Origin of the sequence: Vibrio sp. 10N.247.311.49 (assembly GCF_041467655.1) — a bacterium.
GTDB lineage: Bacteria > Pseudomonadota > Gammaproteobacteria > Enterobacterales > Vibrionaceae > Vibrio > Vibrio crassostreae_C.
The window spans coordinates 23,896-46,193 of sequence record NZ_JBFSVA010000030.1; the positions used below are offsets into that span (position 1 = coordinate 23,896).

Sequence of the window (22,298 nt, forward strand, 5' to 3'; positions counted from 1 at the left end):
TCAGGAAGAATTTACCTATTGCTGACGGAATTAACCAAGGGTAGCATTACGATCCTGCCATTCACTCACTGTATAACTAGAGGTATGCGTGTCCAAATTATTGGCTCTGAGCACTGGTCTTCTGAGCACTGGTCTCCTGAGCGCTCCGATGGCCTTAGCTGATGATGCTAAAGACTCTGTTGATGCAATCCTCGACTCTATAGTAGTTTCAGAACCTACTGCTGAGCCGATCGTCGTTGCACCGACACCTGAAGAAAAAGAGTTGGATATCGCACCAAGTGATACGGCTGATACAGAACTGCCTAACCCACTAAAGACTGAGGTCGAATTTGGATATCAGTCGCATACTGGTAATTCGGATTCACGATCGCTTAACGCACGCCTGAACGGTGAGTATACAGCTGGTCGTCATAGAACCAGTGGCGAATGGAAATACTACAATCTCTATAAAGATGGTGAGGAAGATAAAAGGCAATCGACTTACTCGGCTCAGAGTGACTACAAGTTAAGCCCTAAAACCTACCTTTACGGCAGTTTCAAAGGAGTCGACTCGAGATACAGTGCTTACTTTAAGGACTACACAATTTCGAGTGGTCTGGGTTACCAGTTTTCGAATACCGAAGAGTTTGTGTTGGAAGTCGAAGTGGGACCAGGTTTTCGTTACCAAGAACCGAACCTTGATGAGATTGATGATGATGACATCATCTTCCCAGAGATTGTTGAAGAGGCAATTTTCCGTGGCAACGTGAATACGTCATGGCAGGTGTTGAAGAATTTGCAGCTCAAGGCAGACGTGACGCTTGTCTCTGGTCACAGTAACCTAAAGTTTGATACTGAGTTAGAAGCCATCAACGATATTACTGACAATATCGCGCTGAAGATCGCTCACTCTCGCCAGTACCACGATAAAGTGCCTGAAGGCTTAAGCAAACAAGACTCTGTTCTATCGATCAACTTGCTCTTCCAGTTCTAATCTTAGGCCACCTCTAACCTTGAGAACAACTTGTTCAGCAATAACAGCTTATGGATCACCGTAAGCTTTTTACCTACTGTAGCCCTTCCTTGTACTTTCCTATATTCCAGACATAAAAAAACACCAGCCGAAGCTGGTGTTTAAAACTTTCAAAAGAAAGAATTCGTCTTGGTACTGAAATTACTCAGCTGCAACGATAGCGATTTTCGCAGTAGCAAAAACTTCAGAGTGAAGTTGGATGCTTACTTCGAATTCGCCGATGTTACGTAGAGCGCCTTCAGGTAGGCGTACTTCGCTCTTAGCTACTGCAACACCTGCCGCTGTAATAGCGTCAGCGATGTCACGAGTACCGATAGAACCGAATAGTTTACCTTCGTCACCAGCTTTAGAAGCGATTGTAACGCCTTCTAGAGTGTTAACGCTCTCTGCACGAGCTTCAGCAGCAGCTAGTTGCTCAGCAACTTTAGCTTCTAGTTCAGCACGACGAGTTTCGAACATAGCAACGTTGTCTTTAGTTGCCATAACTGCTTTACCCTGTGGGATAAGGAAGTTACGAGCGTAACCAGATTTAACGTTTACTTGGTCGCCAAGGCCACCTAGGTTACCGATCTTATCAAGTAGAATAACTTGCATTATCTTAGTCCTCTTAAACTATTATTAACTATTACCGATTACTGATGCTTGTCAGTGTACGGTAGTAGAGCTAGGTAACGAGAACGCTTGATAGCGCGAGCTAGTTGACGCTGGTACTTAGCGCTTGTACCAGTGATACGGCTAGGTACGATTTTACCAGCTTCAGTGATGTAGTTTTTAAGAGTTGCTACGTCTTTGTAGTCAATCTCTTGTACGCCTTCTGCAGTGAAACGGCAGAATTTACGACGACGGAAGAAACGAGCCATGGGCTATCTCCTGATCTTAAATTTAGTAAAGCGGTCTTTCACAATTATCGAAATAACTATCAATGACCTAAAACAAGTTGAGAATTTTTTAAGGCGTTAAGCCAAAAAAGAATTACTCAGCAGCTGCTTCTGGTTTAGCTTCTGTACGCTCTTCGCGACGAGGAGCACGCTCTGCACGCTCTTCTTTTTGCTTAAGCATAATAGATTGCTCAGTCACAGCGCCTTTAGTGCGCATGATCATGTTACGTAGAACTGCATCGTTGAAACGGAAAGCAGTTTCTAGCTCGTCAATCACTTCTTGACCAGCTTCAACGTTCATAAGAACGTAGTGAGCTTTGTGAAGCTTGTTGATTGGGTAAGCCATTTGACGACGACCCCAGTCTTCTAGACGGTGGATAGTACCGCCAGCTTCAGTGATAGAACCAGTGTAACGCTCGATCATGCCAGCAACTTGCTCGCTTTGATCAGGGTGAACCATGAATACGATTTCGTAATGACGCATTTGGTTGCTCCTTACGGATTATTAGCTTCCACGAGTGGCCCGGTCGTCCAGAGGAAGCAAGGAACTAAAGATAAATGACCGAGTTTTAAGGACGGCAAATGTTATAGAAAGAACCCGGTATTGGCAAGCGCTATTTGGTGAATAATGAAACAGTTTTTCTGTCGCCATCTAGCCATCCGACAAACCGATGGATTTTGCTATAACAGCCTAAAAAGAAACGCCCACCAGCAAGTGGTGAGCGCTAATAAATTCATAGACTTAAAGCAGCGTTAACGCATTACTGAGCTAAACGCTGTCTTACCGCTTCGAACAGGCAAATACCCGACGCCACAGAAACATTTAAGCTCGATACGCTACCTGCCATTGGAATCTTAATCAGATCATCGCAAGTTTCACGAGTTAAACGACGCATACCGTCACCTTCTGCACCCATAACTACCGCAAGAGGACCCGTTAGCTTCGCTTGATAGATATCATGCGTTGCTTCACCTGCCGTACCCACAAACCATACGCCCTGCTCTTGCAGTGCACGCATTGTGCGAGCTAGGTTGGTTACGCGCACGAGAGGAACCGTTTCAGCTGCGCCACATGCAACCTTGCTTACCGTTGCTGTTAACGGCGAAGAGCGATCTTTAGGTACGATAACAGCAGCGACACCTGCGGCATCCGCGTTACGTAGACAAGCGCCTAGGTTATGAGGGTCTGTTACGCCGTCTAGAACTAACAGCAAAGGCTGTTCGTGCTGCGCTAGGATATCGTCTAGGTGAGTTTCATTAAGCTGCTTAGCAGGCTTCACCTTAGCAATAAGACCTTGGTGATTCGCACCTTGTGCTTTTTCATCCAACGGCTTACGACCCATCTGTTGAATCGACACACCAAACTGTTGCAGTTGGTTCAGTAATGGAAGAAGACGCTCGTCTTGGCGACCTTTCAATACGTACGCTTCGATAAAACGTGCAGGATCTTTTTCTAGTACGGCTTTCACCGCGTGAATACCGTAAATAAATTCGTTACTCATTGTCTCAAGTTACTCTTATTGCTCAGAGAAGAATGACATCAATGCCGATGCATCCCTCTCTGTGTTGTTCATTTCGAGAGTAGCGTCTTACGCCTGATACTCTCGCATTAAATTAAATCAGTTAGGCGCTAAACCTGATTAGCACAGCGCCCTATTAGCCTTAAGATTTATCAGTTTTAAGACTTATCAGCCTTTGGCTTACGGGTTGCAGCACGCTTTTTCTTAGCGCGAGCTTTAGCAGCACCGGTTTTATTCGCTGGCTTTTTCTTCTTAGCAGGGCCTTCGCTGCTTCCGTCAGGTCGCTTAGTTGGCTCAACCATAGGCTTCGCTGATACACCTGGCTTATTACTCTTCACTGCTGAGCGCTTCTTGCTTTTCGCCTTTTTCATCGCTTCGGCTGCACGCTTCTTGGCTGTTTTGCCTTTGCCACGCGGCTGACGATCAGTGTCTTCTAAGTCAAAGTCGATTTGGCGAGTTTCTAAATTAACCGCAGAAACCTTCACTTTAACCGAATCACCCAAGCGGTAGATATTACCTGAGCTTTCACCCACTAGACGCTGACCAACAGCATCAAATTGGTAGTAATCATTCGCTAGCGCTGAGATGTGTACCAAGCCATCAATGTGCAGTTCAGTTAGACGAACAAAGAAGCCAAAACCAGTCACGTTGGCAATCACACCATCCATCACCTCACCGACATGGTCTTGCATGTATTCACACTTCAACCAGTCGTTTACTTCACGCGTTGCGTCATCAGCACGACGTTCAGTCATTGAACACTGCTCGCCGTAGAAGTCCATATCATCGAAAGTGTAGTGGTAACCACCAGTTGGCGTCCAACGTTCGCTGTTACGACCTTCTTCTTTCGCAATAAGGTACTTAATCGCACGGTGCAATAGCAAATCTGGGTAACGACGAATTGGCGAGGTAAAGTGAGCATAGCGTTTAAGAGCTAAACCAAAGTGACCCGCGTTATCCGCGTTGTATACCGCTTGCTTCATTGAGCGTAGCAGCATAGTTTGGATTAATTCACGATCTTCACGTTCATTAATCTGTTGCATCAGTTGTGCATAGTCTACTGGTGATGGCGACAGACCACCTTCCAGTGTTAAACCTAATTCACTTAAAAAGCTCTTGAAGCCCATTAAGCGCTCTTCGCCCGGAGTTTCGTGAACACGGTACAGCGCAGGCTCTTTCGCTTTTTCTACGTAAGATGCCGATGCGATATTCGCAAGAATCATACATTCTTCGATGATCTTGTGTGCATCGTTACGAATTACTGGCTCAATACGGTCAATCTTACGATCCGCATTGAAGATAAACTTAGTTTCTACCGTTTCAAATTCAATCGCACCACGTTCGTCACGCGTTTTCTTAAGCACCTTATACATCTTATGAAGCTCTTCAAGATGTGGTACTTCAGGTTCGTAACGCTCACGTAATTCTTCATTGCCATCTAAGATCGCGCCTACTTTGTTATAAGTAAGACGAGCATGAGAATTCATTACCGCTTCGTAGTGCTTGTAGCCTGACAGTTTACCTTTGTCTGAGATAGTCATCTCACACACCATACATAAACGGTCTACCTGAGGGTTCAATGAACACAAACCATTTGAAAGCACTTCTGGCAGCATTGGCACGACTTGTGACGGGAAGTATACCGAGTTACCACGGTTAATCGCTTCTTTGTCTAGCGCTGTATCTGGGCGAACGTAGTAACTTACGTCAGCAATCGCTACCCATAGACGCCAGCCGCCGCCTTTCTTCGCTTCACAGTAAACCGCATCATCGAAGTCACGCGCATCTTCACCATCAATGGTAACCAATGGCAGTTTACGCAGGTCTACACGTCCTTCTTTTGCTTCTTCAGGAACATGCTCACCTAGGTTTTCGATTTGCTTATCTACCGCTTCAGGCCACTCTTGTGGGATCTGGTGAGTACGGATCGCGATCTGCGTTTCCATACCCGGCGCCATGTTTTCACCAAGAACTTCGGTTACTTTCCCCATCATGTTACGAGAACGACCACCGCGATCCGTAATTTCAATCACAACCACATTACCCATTCGAGCACCGCCTTTATGCTCAGTAGGGATCTGGATGTCGTGACTAATACGTGAATCATCAGCAACAACGTAAGAATGGCCGTACTCTAGGAAGAAGCGACCAACAAGTGGCGTTTTACGCTCTTCAAGCACACGAACCAAGCGACCTTCACGACGGCCACGCTTACTGTTGTCAGTAGGCTGAACCAATACGTAATCACCGTGCATGATGGTTTTCATCTGATGATGCGGCAGCACGATATCATTGTCTTTACCCACACTGCCGTCTGGGCGAACCCAACCATGACCGTCTTTATGACCAATCACATAGCCTTTGATCAGTTCCATCTTCTCAGGCAATGCGTAGCACTGACGACGGGTAAAGATAAGCTGTCCATCACGTTCCATTGCACGTAAACGACGACGCAGCCCTTCATATTGTTCCTCTCCAGCAAGACCCAAAGCTTCGAATAGATCGTTGCGGTTCATCGGAATATTCGCGTCTGTTAGAAACGAAATAATGAACTCTCGGCTTGGTACTGGGTTATCGTAATTTTTCGACTCTCGGTCGGCAAAAGGATCAACAGTGGTTGTCGCTGTCGTATTTTCTGACGTTGGTGTGTTTTTTGACATAGGCGGGCCTGCTTAAGCAAGGAAGGTATATACCCCTAGTATATCTGATGCTAGGGGTAAGCTACAGATATGCTTTAGAAAACACTCAAATAACCTCAGATTGATACATATCTTCACTTTGTGAAACATCGCTTCATAGACGTGGATTATCATCAAAATTTCAAGCAAACGATAAAACAAACGTTTGCGCCATGAATGAAATACACTATTATCCACGCACTTTACCAACTCCTGTTCTGGGTATGATATGAAACTAAAACGCACTTTATTGGCTTCAGCTATGGCGAGCCTAGCGCTGTTCCCATTCGCAAGTTCGGCAATGGAAAAGGCTGACCTGATGATTACCGATGCGATGGTTCTAACCATGAACCAAGACAAAACGGTTTATGAAAGCGGTACTGTTGTCGTCAAAGACAACAAAATCATTGCGGTTGGTGATGCTTCACTAGAGAAGCAGTACCAAGCTAAGCAAGTGTTAGACGTTGATGGCGATATCGTTATGCCAGGTCTCATCAATACCCATACTCATGTATCAATGACAGTTTTTCGTTCGTTGGCCGATGATGTGCCAGATCGCCTACACCGCTACATCTTCCCGCTAGAGAAGAAGCTAGTATCGCGAGACATGGTACGCATTGGTGCCAACCTAGGTAACGTTGAAATGGTGAAAGGCGGTGTGACCACTTACGCCGACATGTACTACTTCGAAGATGAAGTCGCAAAAACCGTCGATAAGATCGGTATGCGTGCCATCCTAGGTGAAACGGTGATTAAGTTCCCAGTCGCCGATGCGGCCAACGCCGAAGAAGGCATTAAGTACGCGTTGAACTTCATTGAAGAATACAAAGATCACCCACGCATCACACCAGCGTTTGCCCCGCATGCGCCTTACACCAACACCACAGAGATCCTTCAGAAAATATCTAAACTCTCCCTAGAGTTAGATGTTCCAGTAATGATTCACCTTGCAGAATCACACCGTGAAGAAGAGAAAATCGCAGAGCGTTCTGATGGATTGTCCCCGGTTCAATACATGGACAGCATTGGCGCACTCAACAAGAACTTGGTGGGTGCACACATGATCCTTGTTGACGATCATGATATCGAACTGGTGAAGAAATCGGATATGGGTGTAGCTCATAACATGAGTGCTAACATCAAGTCAGCAAAAGGTGTATCACCTGCCCTTAAGATGTATGACGAGAACGTGCGTATCGGTTTAGGTACTGACGGCCCAATGTCTGGTAACACACTGAGCACCATTGATGAGTTCAACCAAGTCGCTAAGGTTCACAAGTTAGTTAACAAAGATCGTGCTGCGATGCCGCCGATCAAAGTGATCGACATGGCGACCATGGGCGCAGCAAAAGCGCTGCACATGGAAGATAAGATCGGCTCTCTTGAAGCAGGTAAACTGGCTGACATCATAGTGATCGATACTAAGGCGCCAAATATGGTTCCGGTCTACAACCCATACTCAGCACTGGTGTACTCAGGTAACTCAGGCAATGTTCGTCATTCCATCGTTGATGGCAAGATCATCATGCAAGATCGCGACATGCTAACGGTAGACGAAGATAAGATTCGTCAAGAAGCACTCGATTTCACCAAGGTTGTTCGTGAAACGGTGATTGAGTCTGGTGAGGTGGTTCAATAACGCTACCGAATTAGATAAATGGTTTTCCGTTCAGATCAAAAAAGGCCTCGCTGATGAATCTCAGCGAGGCCTTTTTAATACGAGTTTTTTAGATGATTAACGAGTGCAGTCATTAATCATCATTGCTCATTCAATAATCTGTCTTACCAGAACACGTCTCGACGCTTTGCTCGAGCAATAATATTGTCTGGCATTCTCTGTTCCAGGCCGCTACGAAGCACAGTGATACGTCTGTGTTGTCTTTGGTCTGCGGTTACCGAATTATACAACCAACGGTAAGCATCTTCATAATCCAATGGGCTACCGTAGTCACGTAACAAGAGTTCCGCTAAGTGAATGCTCGCACTTAAGTTACCCATCGAGGCTGCTTCACGTAGATACGGAATCGCACGCTCTTGATCTTGTTGTACCAAAGTACCACGAGAGTAATAACGACCTAACTGCTCTAATGCAGCGGGTAAACCTTGATGTGCCGCGTTCTCCATATAGTAAAGGCCAAGCTCGACATCTTGTGGAACACACACACCCCAAGCCAACATATCACCGTATAAAAACTCATAAGAAGGCAAGCTAATACGCGTTGCACGAGCAACGATATCTTCAACTAACTGGCACTTATCAGCTTTCACTCGCTCTAGATGTTGATTATTTTCGATTAAATTAATCAGTTCAGCTTCTGTATATATTGGAACGGGCTCTCCCACATCAGCCAAATTAGCATGACTCAAGGGTGAGCTCAGCGCCATTATTAATGAAGCTGCCACAATTCGTAGCTTCATACCTGCACTCTATTATCTGTCGCTAAAGTTATCTATTGAGGAATGCAGAGGATTTCTACACGCACAAAACAGGGTGAACTTCACTTTCCATGATATCTGTATCGGCAATAACCCCGACGGCTTTAGACAAAACTTGCCGCTAATGGGCAATATTTTGCCTGATGACGCTTAAAAGATCACAATCAAAGAGTGAACGGCTAAATTGCAGGTATTAAAAAGCCGACTTAATAAAGTCGGCTTTTAGAAAACTATTTTATTATCAAAGCACTGTTCGTGCCTGGTAATCACTCAGCAGGCATTATGCGCCGTATGGGTGAACCTTGATGATAGTTTCGTTACGATCTGGGCCAGTTGATACGATATCAATTGGAACGCCAGTTAGGTCTTCGATACGCTTGATGTAATCTAGAGCAGCTTGTGGAAGCGCGTCGATAGATTTAGCACCAAATGTGTTTTCAGACCAACCAGGCATTGTTTCGTAGATTGGCGTCGCTTCTTCGAATGACTCAGCAGCCATTGGAGAAACTTCTAGGATAGAACCATCTTTCATCTTGTAACCAGTACAGATTTTTAGTTCTTCTAGGCCATCTAGAACGTCTAGTTTAGTTAGACACATACCAGATAGAGAGTTGATTTGGATTGCACGACGCATAGCAACAGCATCGAACCAACCAGTACGACGTAGACGACCAGTTGTTGCGCCAAACTCGTGACCAACATCGCCGAGGTGTTTACCAACTGGGTCTTGCTTCTCAAGGCCATCGTATAGCTCAGTAGGGAATGGACCTGAACCAACACGAGTACAGTAAGCCTTAGTAATACCAAGGATGTAACCGATGTGACGAGGACCGAAACCAGAACCTGCAGCAACACCACCAGCAGTCGTGTTAGAAGACGTTACGTATGGGTAAGTACCGTGGTCGATATCTAGTAGCGTACCTTGAGCACCTTCGAACATGATCTTGTCGCCGCGCTTACGTGCTGCGTCTAGTTCGTCAGTTACGTCGATAACCATCGCAGTTAACATGTCTGCGTAGCTCATCGCTTGCTCAAGAACTTCTTCGTAGCTTACTGTTTCAGCTTTGTAGAAGTGCTCTAGTTGGAAGTTGTGGAATTCCATCACTTCTTTTAGCTTCTCAGCAAATGCTTCTTTATCGAAAAGGTCGCCAACGCGTAGACCGCGACGAGCAACTTTATCTTCGTAAGCAGGACCGATACCACGACCCGTTGTACCGATAGCTTTAGCGCCACGAGCGATTTCACGCGCGTTGTCGATTGCAATGTGGTACGGAAGAATTAGAGGACAAGCTTCAGAGATGAAAAGACGTTCACGTACTGGAATACCGCGATCTTCAAGAGGCTTCATTTCTTTTAGAAGTGCGTCAGGCGATAATACTACACCGTTACCAATAACACATTTAACGTTATTACGTAGGATGCCTGATGGAATTAAGTGAAGAACGGTTTTTTCACCGTCAATTACAAGTGTGTGACCTGCATTGTGACCGCCTTGGTAGCGAACCACGTATTTTGCATCTTCAGTTAAAAGGTCAACGATTTTACCTTTACCTTCATCACCCCATTGGGTGCCTAGAACGACTACGTTATTTCCCATCTTTCCAATTTCTGTTGCTAATTAAAAATGGATTCTAGCACTGAATCACACTTCTTGCAGTCACTTTTTGTTCATAAACGTTAACGCTGTACAAAAATAAACCAGCCATAACTGGGGGCAGATGTGTAAAGATACTGATATCATTGCTTTTTTACAGACAAAAGGCAGAACCATGTCTCAATCAATTTGGCTCGCTATTGGGCTCGTACTTATTGTGGAAGGGCTCGGCCCCTTGATTGCACCCAATGGCTGGAGAAACATGGTCGCGCAACTGAGCGAGCAACCAGACACGCAACTGCGCCGCATTGGAGGCTGTCTTGTGGTGGCTGGAGCGGTTATCGCTTTCATGACCTACCGCTAGGTTTCTATAAGTAGAACGCTGTTAAGCGCCTTCCCTCGCGCCCCAATAGTGAATCCACAAACATGTCTCCTCCTGAAAGAAGTCATAGAAAACAAAAAGGCTCCCACAATGGGAGCCTTTTAAGTTTTAACGTATTTTGCTTATTAAGCTAAGCATTCGCTAACGCATCAGCTTATTTTGCTGGAGCGCCGCTTGCTTGATTCATGTATTGGAAGAAGTCAGTCTTCGGATCCAGTACTAGAATGTCGCTCTTATCGCTAAATGATGTCTCATAAGCTTGCAATGAACGCATGAAGCCGTAGAACTCAGGATCTTTGCTGAACGCATCAGAGTAGATCTTCGCTGCTTCTGCATCCGCATCACCACGAGTGATTCGAGCTGTACGGTCAGCTTCAGCAAGAACTGTTGCCACTTCTAGCTCAGCTTGAGCACGGATAACTTCCGCTTTCTCACGACCTTGAGAACGGTGTCTACGAGCAACCGATTCACGTTCTGCACGCATACGGCGGTAGATAGATTCACTGATTTCGTCAGGAAGGTTAATCTTCTTCATACGAAAATCAACAACTTCAACACCTAAATCAGCCATCGCACTTTCTGCCGTTCCAGACAAAACGTTTTCCATGATCTTATCGCGTTCGCCATCAACTTCTAGTGCTTCTGCAGCCGCTACCGTTGTGACGACTTCGCTATCAGCAGAGTCTGGCAGGATGTCCTTGTTGCGAGGGCCTGACACGATCTGCTTAATTTCACGAGAACCAATTTCAGAACGAAGAACATCTGTCACTTTACGCTCAAGAAGTGCTTCTGCCGTCATGATATTACCGCCACCGGTACTCAGATAGAAACGTCCAAAATCAGCAATACGCCATTTTGCGTAAGTATCAATTAGAACGTCTTTTTTCTCTGATGTTACGAAACGGTCAGAACGGCCATCCATCGTTTGAATACGAGCATCAAGTACTTTTACGCGATCAAACATCGGTAGTTTAAAGTGCAGACCTGGTTCATAGATTCGTGATACGCCGTTGTCATCGAGAACTCGACCAAAACGAATTACCATGCCACGCTCACCTTCTTGAATCACAAACACTGACATCAATAGAAGGGCAATCGTCACAACTAATACAGGGATCATTAATTTACGCATTATTAGTATCTCCCTTGGCGTGAACTGTCTGAACGAGTTTGAGTGCTAGGCTTTGGATCCGCTTGAGTTTCTAACTCAATTTGATCGTAAGTTGATGATGCTTTTGCAGGGCGAGAGCCCGACTGAGAACCACCTTGTGCGCCTAGCTTATCAATTGGTAGGTATAGCAAGTTACCGCTTGATTCAGAATCAATCAGGACTTTCGATGTGCTTGAGTACACTTTTTCCATTGTATCTAGGTACATACGGTTACGTGTTACTTCAGGAGCAGCTTGGTATTCAGGTAGCAGTTTCTCGAATTGAGCAACTTGACCTAGAGCACCATTAACTGTGCGCTCTGAGTAACCCACCGCTTCTTTCTTCAAACGCTCAGCACGACCTGTTGCTTTTGGAAGAATGTCATTTCGGTAAGCTTCAGCTTCACGTTCAAAACGCTCTTCATCCTCACGAGCCGCGATAGCATCATCAAATGCATCTTTCACTTGCTCAGGTGGACGTGCTGACTGGAAGTTCACATCAACAATCAGAATACCCATATCGTAGCTATCAATAATACGGTTCAACGTTTCTTGAGTGCTTTGACGAATCTGCTGACGACCACTTGTCAGGATACTATCCATTAGTGAGTCACCAATTACCGCACGAAGCGCGGAATCGGTTGCTTGACGTAAACTGTCGTCTGCATTCGTTACACGATACAAGTACTTGTATGGGTCAGAAACACGGTATTGAACACCCATTTCAACGGTCACAACGTTTTCATCTTTCGTTAGCATCGTGCCAGCAGCACGTAGAGAACGAATCGCTTGAACGTTTACTAGTTGCTCATCACTGATTTCATCGATGAAGCGTGGGTGCCAGTTAAGACCAGGTTCTTCTATACGGTCGAACTGACCCAGTCGAAGTACTACTGCTCTTTCTGCTTCGCCAACGGTGTAGAAACCAGCGAAGAACCAGATAGCAATAGCAATAACGGCAATGACACCAAAGCCAATTGCACCGCCACCACCAATAGATGGCCCGTTACCGTTGCCACCCTTTTTACCAAACTTGCCACCTAACTTTTGACTTAGTTTATTAAACACTTCGTCTAGATCTGGCGGTCCTTGATCTCGGCCGCCGCGATTATTTTTATTACCCCAAGGGTCATTATCGCGGCCGTTATTATCGCCGTTGTTGTTATTTCCAGGCTCATTCCACGCCATTAGAAAGCTCCATCATTTGATATGACGTTATACTGTAGCAGTCTCTTTGGTAACGATAAAGTCACCTAAGAGCGCCCCTTCTCTTTTTTCAAGTTTAGACCAATCTATTTGTTGCATTCGGATATCTATCAACAAGTTACCATTTTCATCATACTCTTCCTGTTGAATACATTTCATCTCGAAGAATAAGCTGCGAATGCGACCCTGATGTTGATGTGGAATACACAACCGGAATTGAACCATCTGGCTAGCTAAACGCTCAGTTAAAGCTTCAAACAGTAGCTCAATACCTTCTCCTTCCATTGCAGAAACCCAAACAGCGCGAGGTGCGCCCTCTTCGTCTCTTTCAATTCGAGGTTTTTGGTCTTCCATGCAGTCAATTTTGTTCATGACTACAAGGGTTGGCACTTCATGAGCATCGATTTCTTCTAATACTTCATGAACAGCCTGAATGTTCTCACGAAAACGGTCATCACTGGCATCAACAACATGTAACAAAATGTCAGCTTCCTGCGTCTCTTGTAATGTTGCCTTGAACGCAGCGACCAAGTCGTGTGGTAGATGACGGATAAAACCTACGGTATCTGCGAGAATTGCAGGCCCGACATCTGCCAAATCAATCTTACGCAGTGTTGGGTCTAGGGTTGCAAACAGTTGGTCTGCCGCATAAACACCAGCACTTGTGATGCGATTGAAAAGTGTTGATTTCCCTGCGTTGGTATAACCAACCAAAGAAATTGTTGGGATTTCAGCTCGATTACGAGCACGTCGTCCTTGTTCACGCTGCTTAGCGACTTTCGCTAAACGACGCAGTATTGCCTTTATACGGTCACGCAACAAACGGCGATCGGTTTCCAGTTGAGTTTCACCTGGACCACGAAGACCAATACCACCTTTCTGCCTTTCAAGGTGAGTCCAACCACGAATCAATCGGGTAGAGATATGACGAAGCTGAGCGAGCTCAACTTGTAGCTTACCTTCATGAGTTCGCGCACGTTGTGCAAAGATATCTAAGATCAAACCCGTGCGATCAATCACACGACATTTACACAATTGCTCGAGATTTCGCTCTTGGGCAGGAGAGAGAGAGTGATTAAAAATCACAATTTCAGCACCGGTTAGCTGAACAGCTTGTGCGATTTCTAGGGCTTTACCTTCTCCAACGTAGTATTTAGGGAGTGGGGATTGTCGGCTACCAGTAATCACTTGTAGCGTTTCTACCCCCGCAGAGGAGACCAGCATTTCACATTCGCTTAGGTCTTCCCATTCTCCCTCTTGCGTGAAGTTGATATGAACAAGTACGGCTCGCTCGCCGGATTCATAACGGTCAAACAAGCAACCAACTCCTTATTACAGCGCAAGCTGTATCAATTGAACGATTAATCTTCAGTCTTCTCTGGACGATCAGATGGCGTGCGTTGCTCGCCGCTGTGGTGACTAACTGCGCGAGCAGGTACCACAGTAGAAATCGCATGCTTGTAAACCATTTGGTTTACTGTGTTCTTCAATAAGATCACGAATTGATCGAAAGACTCGATCTGACCTTGCAGCTTAATGCCGTTAACAAGATAGATAGAGACTGGAATGCGCTCACGACGGAGTGCATTTAGGAATGGGTCTTGTAGCGATTGCCCCTTAGCCATTTTATTTTCCTTATTTGTATTTTGTTGTAATTATTTAGCTAGTGGTGCACAAAAAGGTGCGGCCTTTGCATCTGAGCTAAATGAATAAAAAAACTCCGTTGTTATTGAAAGGCTGTGATTTTTTAAAAGCCTCAATAACGGATCCTTTCCAGAGTATATTCACGCAAAAGCGATCACATTATACACAGCAATACTAATCAGATGCTATTGCATCTGAAAGAGTTTCTAACGCTTGATCAATGTTTTCGCTATCTAACCAAGTTAAATCATCCCAACTGCGCAACCAGGTGATTTGTCGCTTGGCCAACTGACGGGTTGCACAGACACCACGGAAAACCGCTTCGTCTAAATCACAATTACCGTCTAAATAATCCCACATCTGCCTATAACCAACGCATCGGATCGATGGCAGTTCAGGGTGAAGATCTTCTCTGGCGTACAACGCCTTCATTTCATCTTCAAACCCAGCTTCTATCATCTTCTCGAAACGCAGCTCAATGCGGCGATGGAGTTCAGTCCTTTCCTTGGGAGCTATTGCAAATTGTTTTACACGAAATGGCAGGCTATCGCCTTTCGTTTGAGTTAGCTCTGTTAATGTTTTACCCGAAATTCGGTAAACTTCCAATGCCCTTGAAAGCCTTTGTGGATCATTTGGGTGTATTCTTTCAGCGGATACGGGATCAATCTCTCTTAATTGATCGTGCAATGCCTGCCAACCTTGTTCGATAGATTCCGCTTCAATCTGCTTACGAATCTCTTGATCCGCTGCTGGTAATGGCGATAAACCTTCCAACAATGCTTTGTAGTAAAGCATTGTGCCACCAACAAGTAGCGGAATTTTGCCTTCCGCTACAATCTTATTCATTTCATTGATCGCATCACGACGAAAATCTGCCGCAGAATACGCTTCGCTTGGATCCAGAATATCAATCAAGCGATGAGGCGCGAGCTCAAGCTCTTCCGCATCCGGTTTAGCGGTACCAATATCCATGTCTTTGTAGATAAGTGCCGAATCGACGCTGATGATCTCTACTGGGTATTTCTGACGTAAGCGGATAGCTAAATCTGTTTTTCCTGATGCCGTTGGGCCCATTAAAAACAACGCTAAAGGTAATTTTTCAGTCATGATATTTTGTATTTGCTTCTCTGTTTTAGCGCTTTTTAGCAAAGGGCTTTGTGTCGCGACGTATTCAGCTAAAAAGACAAAGGTCGTCGCGAAAAAATTAAACCGTAAACGCGGCTATAGTCGCTGAAAAGTCGATAGGATTAACAAACTCTGGATCATCTAATGGAAGTAGACCATGCCAAAGTTGTTCTAGTTCCCCAACTAGTTGAACCGCTTCAGATAAAGTGTAGTCGCTTTTTACTTGTGCGGTTTGAATCCCGATCCAGTTAACCAAAGCTGACAACATGTCATTAGGTTGCTTCACTGCACCCTGGGCATTTATTGAAGCCGCGTAAGATAACAGATCTGGGATCAAAGTTTGTAAGTTTTGCTGCCTTAAAGGAGAAGGCACGCCCATCACCATTACCGCCTCACTGTTTCGCGCCTTAAGCTCAATCCCCAGTAATGCCAATGTTTGGCTCAGCGTCTTCGCAACTTCGACAAGTTCACTACCCAGCTTAATCGATAAGGGCACCAATAGTGGCTGGCTTTTTAACGCGCCACCTCGAGTATCAAGCTGACCAACAACACGCAACAATTCAGCCTTAGCCAAAGAAACCAACACACTGCCGTTCTTATTACCCATCACCAGATACTGACGTTCCACAATCGAGACGGCTTTGCCCAAGTCCGTTACAGGTGCTCTTGGCTTCGAGTTAACGGGATTCTGTTGGGCAGGCTTAGCTTCTGTTGGCGCTGTTTGTGCCACCTGTTCTTGAGGAGGGGTGAGATCCACGGTGTGCTCATCAAAGTCTGGCGTTTTTAAAAGCTCTTTATAGGCCTTAACTTCGCGCTTTGAGGGCGCGGGTTCAGCATGATGTTGGTTGGGTTCTTTTTCTTTTCTCGGAACAGGTCGAGACTCTATCCACTCTTGGCGAGGAGAACCGGTAAAACTGGTTTCACGAGCCGACGAGCCTGTGCTAGCTGAACTCATCTTAGTTGACGAATCTAAGTTGGTTGAAGAGCTTCTGCTAGACGATGAACCTCGGTTTTCTGGTGAGCTATAGTGCTGACCGCCATCATTAACGCTGTGCTGAGAGTTATCATAAACCTGCTCAGATTCGGCTTTTCTTGGGTAGGCTGGCGTCTGCTCAATCGCATGTCGCACTCTTTCAGAAACCTGCGATTGTTCCGAATGAGCTGGGGTATCGCTTTCTGGAGCGCTAAAACTCGTCGTCTCTTCCACTTCAGGCACCGAACTATCCTGTTGATAATTAGGGGCTTCTGATTGGTGGAAAGCGGATTGATTAATAGGCGCCGCATCAATCTGCTTGCTCTGTGCTAAACCGTCACTCAATGCTTGGTAAATAAAGTCATGCACAAGGCGCGCTTGATGAAAACGCACTTCATGTTTTGCAGGGTGGACATTCACGTCCACCTGATGTGGGTCGAGTTCAATGAACAACACATACGTCGCGAATTGGTCTGGACGCAGGCTGGTTTCGTAGCTTTGACGAATCGCATGGTTGATCAGCTTGTCACGCATCATACGACCATTCACATAACAGTATTGCAGGTCGCTTTGCTGTCTGGCCCCTTCAGGTGTGGTGATCCAGCCATGAAGTTTTAAGCCTTGGTGCTCAAGTTCGATCTTAAGCATATGGCGAACAAAAGGATTGCCACATACCGCAGCGATGCGCTTTTCTGCTTGAACTTCTGTCTTGGCAGCGCGGTACTGACGAATCATCTTGCCGTTATGACGAAGGTTGATCGTCACATCAAAGCGACTTAATGCAATACGCTTGAGCAACTCATCAATATGGGTGAATTCAGTCTTCTCGGTGCGTAAGAATTTGCGGCGCGCTGGTGTATTGAAGAACAGATCCAACACCTCAACCGAAGTACCAATTGGGTGTGCTGCTGGCTGCAGTTTTACCTGCATATCACGACCTTCACTGTGTGCTGCCCAAGCTTGATCTTGAGTGGCAGGGCGTGAAGTCATGGTCAAGCGCGCAACCGAGCTAATACTCGCCAGCGCTTCACCACGGAAACCGAGGCTGACGATCGCCTCTAGGTCATCAAGAGTGTGGATTTTGGAGGTAGCATGACGACTCAGTGCCAAGGCAAGCTCATCTTTTACGATGCCCTTACCATTGTCACGAACGCGGATCATCTTGGCGCCACCTTTCTCGATATCAATATCGATACGAGTGGCACCCGAATCCAAACTGTTCTCAACCAACTCTTTTACAACAGAAGCGGGTCTTTCTACCACCTCACCCGCTGCGATTTGGTTAGCTAACCGAGCTGGCAGTATTTTGATCGTCATATTAATTGCTACCTTACTGCCATTGATGGAAACGCTGTTACGTTTGCACTAGTTCTTATTTTTTATCATTGATATACCTGAAGCTGTTTAGCATTCCCAAGACTACTTGTGAGGAATAATCAACACTTGGCCGATAGCTAGACTGTCAGATCTTAGCTTATTCGCTTGGCGAATGCTGTTGACGCTCACGCCGTATTTCGAAGCTATCTTGCCAAGGTAATCACCTCTTGCAACTTTGTGTTTGCGCAGAGGAACATCTTTAACTTCAACCGTAATACGTAACTTTTGGCCTACTCTCACCGTCTCTGATTTCAAACGGTTCTCACGTTTAATATCAGCCACCGACACTTTATAGCGGCTGGCGATCTTACCTAGGTACTCTCCAGACTTAACCGTGTGAGTGATGGTCTTCGTTTTAACCGCACTGCTTGATGATGAAGTTGAAGCACTGCCTGGAATCTTAAGTACTTGGCCAATTGCTAGGCTGCTCGATTTCAGATTGTTGAACTTCATCAACGTCTGTGTCGACGTACCATACTTGCTCGCAATCACAGACAAAGACTCACCACGAGAGACTTTATGTTGGCTCACGCTGCCCGTTGATGACGTTGCGTTAGACAAGATAATCCCTTCAGGCGGGTTAGCCTTCAAATACTTAACCACCGCTTTAGTCACTGCTCGTGCCAATTTATCTTGGTGCGAACGTTGGAAAAGAAGCTTCTCTTCCGTCGGATTCGAAATAAAACCTGTCTCTACCAGTACTGATGGGATCTGTGGTGAACGTAATACGGCTAAGCTGGTGTTAATCGGCTTGCTATTGTGCAGTTTCGCAACCTTACCCATTTCAGACAGAATTGCCGTTGCCAGTTTGTAGCCCTCTTTTTGAGAGTGGCTAAACTGCAAATCAAGCAGGGTTTGGTTTACGTTCTTATCATCAATATTGCTTGTGAACGCTGCACCGCTACCACCAAGCAATTCAGACTGTTTCTCTTTATTCTCAATCCAACGAGAGATCTCTGTATTTGCGCGTCGAGTGTTCAATACAAACACTGAACCACCTCTTGGTTGAGGCGTCGTAAAGGCGTCGGCGTGAATAGAGATCAACAGGTGAGCTTCATTCTCTCGAGCAATCGCAACACGTCGATTCAGGTTCACAAAGTAATCAGCATTACGAGTCATACGAGTTTTGATCCCCGGGACCGCATTCAGTTGAGCTGCTAACTTCTTAGAAATACTCAGAGTCGCGTCTTTTTCGTATTTACGCGTAGGACCAATCGAACCTGGGTCTTCACCACCGTGGCCAGGATCAATCACAATTAGAATATCTTTCTGGCGCTTAACCTGATTAATGTTCTTACTTACCGTTGGCTTACTCGGTGTCGATGTCGCTTTACTTGCCGCACCATGAGGTAAGTCGATCACCAAACGGTGTCCATACTGACCACCTGGAGTCGGGCTCAGTTTGAATAATTCTGCTTTAGACGACTTCTTTAACTCAAAAACCAAGCGATAGGTGTTTTTGTCTGGCGGTGAGCTCTTACGAATCTTAGATAGAACAGGGCTGTCTTTCACCTCGACCGGTAACTTAGTCGCAAGACTGGTATTTTTTAAATCAACCACTAAGCGACTCGGGCTACTCAGGGTGAAATAGCTAAAGTCCGCTTCTGATTTTAAGTCGATAACCACACGAGTTTCTTCTGGAGAAGGCCAAACCCTTAAACTTTTCAGTGAGTTTGCAGAAACAAGTGAAGAAAACAGTATAGAAAAAACAGCAGCCATCATGGCCACTGTTGAAATAAGGCGTTTAGAAATCAACATAACTCCAACTGACTAAGTAAGCGCTGTCCGTATTCACTATTAGCGGTTAAAGAAACAACACGGTGATCGTCTTGGTAACGAATATCAATATCCAAATCGGCTTCTGGTAGCATCCCATAACCTTTCTCAGGCCACTCAACCAAACAGATAGCATCCGGCGTAAAATAGTCACGAATTCCCATAAACTCTAACTCTTCAGGATCTGCTAGGCGATAAAGGTCAAAGTGGTACACCTGCCAATCTGCAAGTTGATAAGGTTCAACTAGAGTATACGTTGGGCTTTTTACATTTCCTTGATGGCCAAGTGCTTTTACAAAGCCACGACTGAAAGTCGTTTTACCTGCGCCAAGATCACCATGCAGATAAATCGTTGTCTGCTGTGAGCAAAGATTAGAAAGCTCCGTTCCTAGTTGAATCGTTGCTTGTTCATCTTTCAAAGTAAATTGTTTAGTGCTCATGAATACGTTCTCTAAAAATCGATCGTTGACTATATAAAAATCAAAAGAACAAGAATAGTAAACCGTGATGCTTTTGGGAGACAAGCACTCAAGTGTAAGTTCTATGAAAAATACTGATCAAAACGCGTCTGTTCTGGTCAACACCACTAAGATCCGTTAAGATCCGCCCCCATTTTTGCCGAACCTAATTTTAATTAGCCTTATCTCTAATTGTAAAACAGAGAAAATAAGAAATAAGCCATGAATCTAGACCATCTTGCTGAAAAAATTAAAATCTGGGGAAAAGAGCTGGGCTTTCAAAAAGTTGGCATCTGCGATGTTGATTTAAGTGAACACGAAGCCCCTCTTCAAGCATGGCTAGATGCAGGCAACCACGGCGAAATGGATTGGATGGCTCGACATGGGATGATGCGTGCACGTCCTGATGAACTTCACCCAGGCACAATTCGAGTGATCAGCGCTCGAATGAACTACCTACCACCAGAAGCTCAGTTCGCCTCTAACCTAAGCGATACCACTCAAGGCTACATCAGCCGCTATTCTTTAGGCCGCGACTATCACAAATTGTTCCGTAACCAGTTGAAAAAGCTAGGACAAAGAATTGAAAAAGAGGTCGAGGGTTTAGACTCACGCCCTTTCGTCGATTCAGCGCCCATTTTGGAAAGACCACTCGCTCAAAAAGCAGGGTTGGGCTGGACAGGTAAACACTCATTAATTCTTGATAAAGACGCTGGCTCTTGGTTCTTTCTAGGGGAGCTGTTAGTTAACATCCCTCTTCCCACGGATGAACCCAGTGTTGATGAGTGCGGCAAATGCACCGCATGTATCACTTCTTGCCCAACGGGTGCCATTATTGCTGATGGCGTAGTGGATGCTCGCAAATGTATCTCGTACTTAACCATTGAATATGATGGTGTGATCCCTGAAGAGTATAGAGATGCCATTGGTAACCGTATTTACGGTTGTGATGATTGTCAGTTAGTTTGCCCATGGAACCGTCATGCCGAACTTACAGAACAAACCGACTTTCACCGCAGAGAAGATTTCCAAGAAGCCGATCTGGTTTCACTTTCAAGTTGGGACGAAGCAACCTTCCTAAAGAAAATGGAAGGCTCAGCAATCAGACGTATCGGCCACACCCAGTGGTTACGCAATATCTTTGTTGCGATGGGCAATGCACCATTTCAACAACGCATTATTGAAACCCTGGAGTCTCATCAAGGCAAAAACGAAATGCTTGATGTGCATATTGAGTGGGCTTTGAATAAACAACTACAGCAGTTACCCAACACTAGCAGTGCGCAAGAAGATAGCTCTACGCAGAAAAATAGCTGTGTGCAAAAAAGTAACAGCAAAATCTCCACCAAAAAGCACAGACTGATACGTATAGTAGAGAAAGGACTACCAAGAGACGCTTAACGCTTTATATACCAATATATGGCAAGCGAGCCCCCACTAACAGTCCAACATTTAAGACAACTCGTTGCACATAATTTTAGAACAATGTTTGACCTTGTTCTCAATTCTAACAATGTGGAAAAAATTCAGAACTCTCGTAAACTTCCGACACCCGAGCAAAGTTAAACACAGTACCGATAAATGATTAAGATCAAAAAACAACAAGTTAACGATCTTTTATTAAATCCAAGATAGGCATCCAACTTGATAAAAAACAACAAGTTACGATCGCTGCAATTTATCTAATATATTGAAAACAAGAAAGATCTTTTAGGGATAGGTAAAGAATTAAGCCTGAAACAACTTTATCAACCAAGTTATCCACACATAACATTTTGTGGATAAGTCTGTTTATAGATGTGAAAAACCTCAAGTGTCTGCTTCAGAGACCTGATATTTACTAGCATTCCAGTTGCTAAGAAAAATTTAAGACAAAAAAATATCCACCATGATGGAGGATTATTTGCTTTTTTGGGGGGATTATGCTTCGCAGCATTAAAGAAAGAGCGTGACCTTTGTGGTCGCCTTTAAACTCTGTGATCTAAAGAAAAACACGGTGGTTTAAAGAGTCTTAATAGCTTTTTTAGAAGAAAGCTGGAGCGATACATCGGGTTCGAACCGATGACCTCAACCTTGGCAAGGTTGCGCTC

The 22,298-nt window shown here is 45.1% G+C and carries 19 protein-coding genes; 4 read left to right on the forward strand and 15 right to left on the reverse strand.

Annotated features, from left to right (window positions below):
• The first annotated feature begins 88 nt into the window (after window positions 1–88).
• Window positions 89–973 carry a DUF481 domain-containing protein gene (locus AB6E54_RS20400; protein WP_372107189.1) on the forward strand — a complete coding sequence of 295 codons (885 nt, stop codon included), beginning with the start codon at window positions 89–91 and terminating at the stop codon, window positions 971–973.
• Window positions 974–1,153: 180 nt separating this feature from the next.
• Here AB6E54_RS20400 and rplI read toward each other — a convergent pair whose 3' ends face one another.
• From rplI to rnr, 5 genes are all read right to left on the reverse strand, one after another.
• On the reverse strand, window positions 1,154–1,606 hold the full coding sequence (gene rplI / locus AB6E54_RS20405; RefSeq protein ID WP_010434182.1) for a 50S ribosomal protein L9: 453 nt from the start codon (window positions 1,604–1,606) through the stop codon (window positions 1,154–1,156).
• A gap of 38 nt (window positions 1,607–1,644) precedes the next feature.
• Window positions 1,645–1,872, reverse strand: coding sequence for a 30S ribosomal protein S18 (gene rpsR / locus AB6E54_RS20410; RefSeq protein ID WP_000090472.1), 228 nt, complete (start codon window positions 1,870–1,872; stop codon window positions 1,645–1,647).
• A 112-nt stretch (window positions 1,873–1,984) separates the two neighbouring features.
• Window positions 1,985–2,374 (reverse strand): 30S ribosomal protein S6, encoded by a 390-nt coding sequence (gene rpsF, locus AB6E54_RS20415; RefSeq protein WP_004741278.1) that lies wholly within the window; start codon window positions 2,372–2,374, stop codon window positions 1,985–1,987.
• A 277-nt stretch (window positions 2,375–2,651) separates the two neighbouring features.
• Window positions 2,652–3,392 carry a 23S rRNA (guanosine(2251)-2'-O)-methyltransferase RlmB gene (rlmB, locus tag AB6E54_RS20420; protein ID WP_017063180.1) on the reverse strand — a complete coding sequence of 247 codons (741 nt, stop codon included), beginning with the start codon at window positions 3,390–3,392 and terminating at the stop codon, window positions 2,652–2,654.
• A 176-nt stretch (window positions 3,393–3,568) separates the two neighbouring features.
• The gene (gene rnr, locus AB6E54_RS20425) at window positions 3,569–6,070 is read right to left on the reverse strand and encodes a ribonuclease R (RefSeq protein ID WP_017059933.1); all 2,502 of its coding nucleotides are present in this window, start codon (window positions 6,068–6,070) and stop codon (window positions 3,569–3,571) included.
• A gap of 247 nt (window positions 6,071–6,317) precedes the next feature.
• On the opposite strand from rnr, the gene AB6E54_RS20430 reads away from it, so the two are divergent.
• On the forward strand, window positions 6,318–7,727 hold the full coding sequence (locus AB6E54_RS20430; RefSeq protein WP_372107191.1) for an amidohydrolase: 1,410 nt from the start codon (window positions 6,318–6,320) through the stop codon (window positions 7,725–7,727).
• 143 nt (window positions 7,728–7,870) lie between these two features.
• Here AB6E54_RS20430 and motX read toward each other — a convergent pair whose 3' ends face one another.
• Together motX and AB6E54_RS20440 are read right to left on the reverse strand one after the other, a co-directional pair.
• Entirely contained in the window at window positions 7,871–8,506 is a 636-nt protein-coding gene (motX, locus tag AB6E54_RS20435; RefSeq protein ID WP_017063177.1) for a flagellar protein MotX, read from the reverse strand.
• A 298-nt stretch (window positions 8,507–8,804) separates the two neighbouring features.
• Window positions 8,805–10,121 (reverse strand): adenylosuccinate synthase, encoded by a 1,317-nt coding sequence (locus AB6E54_RS20440; protein WP_010434108.1) that lies wholly within the window; start codon window positions 10,119–10,121, stop codon window positions 8,805–8,807.
• Window positions 10,122–10,293: 172 nt separating this feature from the next.
• On the opposite strand from AB6E54_RS20440, the gene AB6E54_RS20445 reads away from it, so the two are divergent.
• Window positions 10,294–10,482 carry a DUF2065 domain-containing protein gene (locus AB6E54_RS20445; protein ID WP_010434105.1) on the forward strand — a complete coding sequence of 63 codons (189 nt, stop codon included), beginning with the start codon at window positions 10,294–10,296 and terminating at the stop codon, window positions 10,480–10,482.
• A gap of 172 nt (window positions 10,483–10,654) precedes the next feature.
• Here AB6E54_RS20445 and hflC read toward each other — a convergent pair whose 3' ends face one another.
• From hflC to tsaE, 8 genes are all read right to left on the reverse strand, one after another.
• Entirely contained in the window at window positions 10,655–11,632 is a 978-nt protein-coding gene (gene hflC, locus AB6E54_RS20450; RefSeq protein ID WP_017059930.1) for a protease modulator HflC, read from the reverse strand.
• Between the two features lie 2 nt (window positions 11,633–11,634).
• A complete protein-coding gene (gene hflK / locus AB6E54_RS20455) occupies window positions 11,635–12,837 on the reverse strand; it encodes an FtsH protease activity modulator HflK (RefSeq protein WP_017063176.1) in 1,203 nt (400 codons plus the stop codon).
• A 27-nt stretch (window positions 12,838–12,864) separates the two neighbouring features.
• The gene (gene hflX, locus AB6E54_RS20460) at window positions 12,865–14,172 is read right to left on the reverse strand and encodes a ribosome rescue GTPase HflX (protein ID WP_017059928.1); all 1,308 of its coding nucleotides are present in this window, start codon (window positions 14,170–14,172) and stop codon (window positions 12,865–12,867) included.
• A 44-nt stretch (window positions 14,173–14,216) separates the two neighbouring features.
• Window positions 14,217–14,480: an RNA chaperone Hfq gene (hfq, locus tag AB6E54_RS20465; protein ID WP_017059927.1), complete on the reverse strand. Its 264-nt coding sequence runs from the start codon at window positions 14,478–14,480 to the stop codon at window positions 14,217–14,219.
• A 193-nt stretch (window positions 14,481–14,673) separates the two neighbouring features.
• Entirely contained in the window at window positions 14,674–15,606 is a 933-nt protein-coding gene (gene miaA, locus AB6E54_RS20470) for a tRNA (adenosine(37)-N6)-dimethylallyltransferase MiaA (protein ID WP_017059926.1), read from the reverse strand.
• A 97-nt stretch (window positions 15,607–15,703) separates the two neighbouring features.
• A complete protein-coding gene (gene mutL / locus AB6E54_RS20475; RefSeq protein WP_372169014.1) occupies window positions 15,704–17,914 on the reverse strand; it encodes a DNA mismatch repair endonuclease MutL in 2,211 nt (736 codons plus the stop codon).
• Between the two features lie 102 nt (window positions 17,915–18,016).
• Window positions 18,017–19,732, reverse strand: coding sequence for an N-acetylmuramoyl-L-alanine amidase (locus tag AB6E54_RS20480; RefSeq protein WP_017067933.1), 1,716 nt, complete (start codon window positions 19,730–19,732; stop codon window positions 18,017–18,019).
• A complete protein-coding gene (gene tsaE / locus AB6E54_RS20485; protein WP_017059923.1) occupies window positions 19,726–20,190 on the reverse strand; it encodes a tRNA (adenosine(37)-N6)-threonylcarbamoyltransferase complex ATPase subunit type 1 TsaE in 465 nt (154 codons plus the stop codon). The genes AB6E54_RS20480 and tsaE overlap by 7 nt, the downstream gene beginning before the upstream one ends.
• A gap of 240 nt (window positions 20,191–20,430) precedes the next feature.
• Between tsaE and queG the strand changes: the two genes are divergently transcribed.
• Complete coding sequence (queG, locus tag AB6E54_RS20490) at window positions 20,431–21,609, forward strand: tRNA epoxyqueuosine(34) reductase QueG (protein ID WP_372107194.1); 1,179 nt, start codon at window positions 20,431–20,433, stop codon at window positions 21,607–21,609.
• The last annotated feature ends 689 nt before the right edge of the window (window positions 21,610–22,298 follow it).

Excerpts from the sequence above, each read along its gene's own strand:
- rlmB (WP_017063180.1), bottom strand. The coding sequence starts at position 3,392 with ATGAGTAACGAATTTATTTACGGTATTCACGCGGTGAAAGCCGTACTA.
- hfq (WP_017059927.1), bottom strand. The coding sequence starts at position 14,480 with ATGGCTAAGGGGCAATCGCTACAAGACCCATTCCTAAATGCACTCCGT.
- motX (WP_017063177.1), bottom strand. The coding sequence starts at position 8,506 with ATGAAGCTACGAATTGTGGCAGCTTCATTAATAATGGCGCTGAGCTCA.
- rplI (WP_010434182.1), bottom strand. The coding sequence starts at position 1,606 with ATGCAAGTTATTCTACTTGATAAGATCGGTAACCTAGGTGGCCTTGGC.
- hflC (WP_017059930.1), bottom strand. The coding sequence starts at position 11,632 with ATGCGTAAATTAATGATCCCTGTATTAGTTGTGACGATTGCCCTTCTA.
- queG (WP_372107194.1), top strand. The coding sequence starts at position 20,431 with ATGAATCTAGACCATCTTGCTGAAAAAATTAAAATCTGGGGAAAAGAG.
- AB6E54_RS20480 (WP_017067933.1), bottom strand. The coding sequence starts at position 19,732 with ATGTTGATTTCTAAACGCCTTATTTCAACAGTGGCCATGATGGCTGCT.
- rnr (WP_017059933.1), bottom strand. The coding sequence starts at position 6,070 with ATGTCAAAAAACACACCAACGTCAGAAAATACGACAGCGACAACCACT.
- AB6E54_RS20430 (WP_372107191.1), top strand. The coding sequence starts at position 6,318 with ATGAAACTAAAACGCACTTTATTGGCTTCAGCTATGGCGAGCCTAGCG.
- AB6E54_RS20445 (WP_010434105.1), top strand. The coding sequence starts at position 10,294 with ATGTCTCAATCAATTTGGCTCGCTATTGGGCTCGTACTTATTGTGGAA.
- miaA (WP_017059926.1), bottom strand. The coding sequence starts at position 15,606 with ATGACTGAAAAATTACCTTTAGCGTTGTTTTTAATGGGCCCAACGGCA.
- AB6E54_RS20440 (WP_010434108.1), bottom strand. The coding sequence starts at position 10,121 with ATGGGAAATAACGTAGTCGTTCTAGGCACCCAATGGGGTGATGAAGGT.
- tsaE (WP_017059923.1), bottom strand. The coding sequence starts at position 20,190 with ATGAGCACTAAACAATTTACTTTGAAAGATGAACAAGCAACGATTCAA.
- rpsR (WP_000090472.1), bottom strand. The coding sequence starts at position 1,872 with ATGGCTCGTTTCTTCCGTCGTCGTAAATTCTGCCGTTTCACTGCAGAA.
- mutL (WP_372169014.1), bottom strand. The coding sequence starts at position 17,914 with ATGACGATCAAAATACTGCCAGCTCGGTTAGCTAACCAAATCGCAGCG.
- hflK (WP_017063176.1), bottom strand. The coding sequence starts at position 12,837 with ATGGCGTGGAATGAGCCTGGAAATAACAACAACGGCGATAATAACGGC.
- rpsF (WP_004741278.1), bottom strand. The coding sequence starts at position 2,374 with ATGCGTCATTACGAAATCGTATTCATGGTTCACCCTGATCAAAGCGAG.